Raw genomic sequence first — 2,648 nt, forward strand, 5'->3', positions numbered from 1 at the left:
CCGCTCGATCGTGGACCTGATGGGCCCAGAGGCCCGCGCCAGCCAGATCGAGATGAAAGTGCGCTCGATGCGGTTGACGCTGGAGGCGACCGTGATCAACGGCGACACCGCCAGCAATCCCCGCGCCTTTGACGGCTTGAGCAAGCGGCTGCCGCCCGGCAACCCGATGGCGATCAACAACGCAGCCGGCGCCATCCCCGGCGCACCACTGAACTTCGATCGGCTCGATGAGCTGATCGATTCGGTGAATGCCTACGGCGGCAGCAAGGTGCTGGTGATGAGCAAGGCGATGCGCCGCCAGCTCAATGCCCTTGCCCGCTCCACCATGGGCGGCGGGGTGTACCAGACCAGCACCAACTCCTACGGGATGACGGTGCACCGCTACCAGGACAGCGACATCCTCACCGTCGACCGCGATGCCCAGGGCGTCGAGGTGATGGGCTACGACGAAGCAGGCGGCACCAGCTCGATCTACTGCTGCACCTTTGGTGATCAGGGCGTGACCGGACTGCAGGGACCGTTTCAGGGCCGCTACGGGATTTCGGTGCGGGATCTGGGCGAGGTGCCCGATGCACCGGTGTTTCGCACCCGCGTGGATTGGTACGTGGGCTTTGCCGTGCTGCACCCCCGCGCGGCTGGCCGTCTGTTCAACATCACCCCCGCTGGGGCCTGAGGAGATCTCCCATGACCTACGGAAACGGCAACCCGTTGCTGGATGCGGAGACCACCCTGGTGGGCTGGACGAACCGCAGCGCCATCCGCAACCACGAGCACACCTTCCTTGCCGGAGAGGAGGTGCTGCTGAACACCAAGCTCGATGCAGCCTCGCGCTTCTCGCTGGTGGCCTCCCATCCCGGTGCTGAGGGGCCAGTGGAAGTGGAGCTGCAGTTGGCACCGGTGCTGCGCGATGGCACCACCGGCAGCTGGATCAGCGCAGTGCGGGTGGCCCTGCCGGCAGAAGGGGGCCGGGTGGAGGCGTTCCTCAGCGGCCGGGACATTCAGCTCAATCCAGCCGACCTGGCGGATGTGGATCTGCCGGCGGTCTGCTTTGCCAAAGCGCTCGTCTCCCCTGCCACCCTGGAGGGGATGCACGTGGGCCTGACCGCCACCATCCCCGCCTGAGGCAATGACCACCCTTGTTCGCCATGACTTGACGGATCCCGCCATCCCGGAGGGGATGGTGCGGATCACGCGAGATGGCCGCCATCGCTTCATCTGGCCGGTGCACCTGGGCGGCTGGCAAAGCCTGGGCTGGCGACTGCAACCCACAGCCCCCCAACAATCAGTGGAACCGCGGCTGCCGGTTGTGGACTGCGATCCCAACTCTGAGCAACTGCTGGTCCCAGAGCTGGCGCCTGCACCTGAACCGATGCCCGCAGCAGAGCTTGCAGCGCAGGCCACGGACTTCCAGGCGATGACCAAGGCCCAGATCGTGGAGCACTGCCACAGCGCCTACGGCGTGGAGCTCGATGGCAGCCAGACCAAGGCCGAACTCGTGGAGCAGGCCGGAGCCCTGGAACTGCAAACCGCAGCAGAAGCGGGCACATCAGAGCCAGCTGAGATGGAGCCACGGAGTTGCGAGCCCCTGCCGGATGAGCTGCTCGACGACCCGTTGATCTGAGGGCTGCGGCCATGCCAATGCTGGTGGGCCGTGCAGGCGAGGCTCCCTAAAGTGATCCTTAGGGTTGTCTCCTGCGGAACCTCGCCATGGCGCCCAGCACGGAACAGCTCATCAACCGCATCCGTGAGCACAGCTCTGCGTTGCAGGAACAGTTCGGCGTTCGCCGGCTGCGGTTGTTTGGCTCCTGGGCTCGGGGTGCAGCTGGGCCCCAGAGCGATGTGGATGTGCTGGTGGAATTCGCAGCACCCGCCAACGCCAGGCGCTTCTACGGGCTGCAGTTTTATCTGGAGGACTTGTTGGGTAGATCTGTGGATCTCGTGAGCGAGAAGGCTTTGCGAGCCGAGCTGCGGTCTTCTGTGGAAGCAGATGCCATCACCATCTGAGCGCCGCCCCCCGAGGGATTGGCAGCTCTATCTGAGCGATATGGAGCTGTTCGCCTCAAGGGCCATCAGCTACTGCGCTGACATCAGCCAGGACGCTTTTGAAACCAATCGGCTGGTGCAGGACGCTGTGCTGCGCAACATCGAGCTGATCGGCGAGGCGGCCACACGCATCCCACCGGAGGTTCGTGAAGCCCATCCAGCGATCGCCTGGCGGCAGATCGTGGCCATGAGAAACCAGCTCATCCACGGCTATCTCGGCATCGATCTGGAGATCGTCTGGGATGTGGTGCAGGTGGAGCTTCCAGCCCTGCTGGAGCAATGCGCCCAACTGCGGGCTGATCGGCAATAGCGGTTGGGCCGGAGGCAAAGCACACCGGCTCGCTGTCCACCCATGAGCTCTTTTCTGACGCAGAACGCCTCTGCCGCTGCGACACGCACCCCAGCAATCAGCAGCAGTGGCATCGCCGCCCAGCTGATCCGCCTGCTGCAGCCCCCCGGCTGCCCGGGTCATCCGATCTGGGTGCCGCCCAATGAGGTGCGGCGCTGGGAGGAGCTGGTTTTTTCACGGGCACCGGTGCCCGCTGATGAGCTGGAGCTCAGTTGGTTGCCGCTGCCAGTGGCGGGCGCTGATTCAGAGGGTGTGA

The 2,648-nt window shown here is 65.0% G+C and carries 6 protein-coding genes; all 6 read left to right on the forward strand.

What is annotated here, in order from left to right; genetic code table 11:
* Positions 1–673, forward strand: a 673-nt coding sequence (locus ACIQ2E_RS14035; protein ID WP_398331850.1) for a major capsid protein, incomplete at its 5' end; no start/stop codon positions are given.
* 11 nt (positions 674–684) lie between these two features.
* Positions 685–1,122 carry a hypothetical protein gene (locus ACIQ2E_RS14040; protein ID WP_398331853.1) on the forward strand — a complete coding sequence of 146 codons (438 nt, stop codon included), beginning with the start codon at positions 685–687 and terminating at the stop codon, positions 1,120–1,122.
* 4 nt (positions 1,123–1,126) lie between these two features.
* A complete protein-coding gene (locus tag ACIQ2E_RS14045; RefSeq protein ID WP_398331856.1) occupies positions 1,127–1,621 on the forward strand; it encodes a hypothetical protein in 495 nt (164 codons plus the stop codon).
* Positions 1,622–1,707: 86 nt separating this feature from the next.
* The gene (locus ACIQ2E_RS14050; RefSeq protein ID WP_398331859.1) at positions 1,708–2,004 is read left to right on the forward strand and encodes a nucleotidyltransferase family protein; all 297 of its coding nucleotides are present in this window, start codon (positions 1,708–1,710) and stop codon (positions 2,002–2,004) included.
* Entirely contained in the window at positions 1,988–2,353 is a 366-nt protein-coding gene (locus ACIQ2E_RS14055) for a DUF86 domain-containing protein (RefSeq protein ID WP_398331862.1), read from the forward strand. Before ACIQ2E_RS14050 ends, ACIQ2E_RS14055 begins: the two co-directional genes overlap by 17 nt.
* Before the next feature lie 42 nt (positions 2,354–2,395).
* Positions 2,396–2,648 (forward strand): hypothetical protein (locus tag ACIQ2E_RS14060; protein WP_398331866.1); only part of this gene is annotated, 253 nt, incomplete at its 3' end.

It is taken from the genome of Vulcanococcus sp. (genome assembly GCF_044369115.1).
GTDB lineage: Bacteria > Cyanobacteriota > Cyanobacteriia > PCC-6307 > Cyanobiaceae > Vulcanococcus.

Coding starts and splice junctions, on each gene's coding strand:
- ACIQ2E_RS14040 (WP_398331853.1), top strand. CDS start 685: ATGACCTACGGAAACGGCAACCCGTTGCTGGATGCGGAGACCACCCTG.
- ACIQ2E_RS14055 (WP_398331862.1), top strand. CDS start 1,988: ATGCCATCACCATCTGAGCGCCGCCCCCCGAGGGATTGGCAGCTCTAT.
- ACIQ2E_RS14045 (WP_398331856.1), top strand. CDS start 1,127: ATGACCACCCTTGTTCGCCATGACTTGACGGATCCCGCCATCCCGGAG.
- ACIQ2E_RS14050 (WP_398331859.1), top strand. CDS start 1,708: ATGGCGCCCAGCACGGAACAGCTCATCAACCGCATCCGTGAGCACAGC.